The sequence below is a fragment of the Oleiphilus sp. HI0043 genome (assembly GCF_001634935.1).
Window position 1 is genome coordinate 1 of sequence record NZ_LWEY01001509.1, and the last position, 1,139, is coordinate 1,139.

3 protein-coding genes are annotated in these 1,139 nt (G+C 46.3%); 1 reads left to right on the forward strand and 2 read right to left on the reverse strand.

Features of this window, described 5'->3' with window-relative positions:
* On the forward strand, nucleotides 1-333 hold a 333-nt coding region (locus A3729_RS33315), incomplete at its 5' end, for an FAD-dependent oxidoreductase (RefSeq protein ID WP_197475979.1).
* On the opposite strand, the gene ampD is transcribed toward A3729_RS33315, so the two are convergent.
* Entirely contained in the window at nucleotides 330-884 is a 555-nt protein-coding gene (gene ampD, locus A3729_RS21775) for a 1,6-anhydro-N-acetylmuramyl-L-alanine amidase AmpD (protein ID WP_068508078.1), read from the reverse strand. The two genes, A3729_RS33315 and ampD, sit on opposite strands and share 4 nt — an antisense overlap.
* Before the next feature lie 2 nt (nucleotides 885-886).
* Nucleotides 887-1,139: DUF1631 family protein (locus A3729_RS21780; protein WP_156498070.1), on the reverse strand; the 253-nt coding region annotated here is incomplete at its 5' end.

Sequence of the window (1,139 nt, forward strand, 5' to 3'; positions counted from 1 at the left end):
GACTATGATGTAAAAAGTAACGCCGGCCTTCGTTGCACCACTCCTGACTACCTTCCAATCGTTGGGCTCGCTCCAAATTTTGAACAAATGAAAGAGACCTTTGCCAAACTTCGAGTTGGCGCCAACAGCTGCAAACATCTTTATGGACACTACTATCAAGGTCTTTACGTCAACGTTGGACACGGCTCCAAAGGCGCATTAACAAGCCCCGTCGCCGCAGAACTTATTGCTCACGAAATATGCGGCGGCATCCCACCGGTAAATGACACACACAAAGCAATGTTTTCGCCCGCCCGCTTTATCATTAAGCACCTTAAACAGCGGCGCATTTAAACAAGGGGGTTCTCTATAGAGTTTCGATACAGCGTCCAATCGAAAGCAGGGCCTGGGTCTGTTTTCCGCTGTGGAGCGATATGTTCATGACCCGTTATACGCTCTTTCGTAATTTCAGGGTAGCTTTCCTGAATTGCATTAGTTAGAGCGGCAAGCTGCGAATACTGAATCGCTTGATACGGTATGTCATCAGCGCCTTCCAGCTCAACGCCTATCGAGAAATCATTACAGTTTTCCTGACCACAAAAGCTTGACTGTCCGGCATGCCAGGCACGGTCATTACAGGAAACAAACTGGACTATTTCTCCGTTGCGTTTAACGAGGAAGTGTGACGAGACCTGAAGATCGCGAATTGTCTCGAAATACGGATGCTCACCAACTGGCAAACAGTTTTGGAAAAAAAGCTCGATGTAATTATTGCCGAAGGACTTCGGTGGCAATGATATATTATGAACGACTAGTAAGTTGATCGGCGCAGCTTGAGGGCGCTCATTATAATTGGGTGACGGGCACTTCCGAGCACCAGCCAACCAACCATTACAAATTTTCATACCTAGTTAGCTCCGCGTAAACTCCCGATCACCGATTCTAAGGCACGATCAAACAATAAACCATCATTTAGAACTTGAAGCTCTCCATTTCTTAGCAGGGATGCAAAACCACTTTTATCCTGCTCCATTACTTTGATGCCGGATCGATTAACGAAAACAAACTTATCAATAGCCTTAATGTGTGCAGCAAGTTTACAACGTTCAGGACGTCCTTCCTTTGAAACCTCAAACCAGGTGCCAATGCTAGCTCTTTCC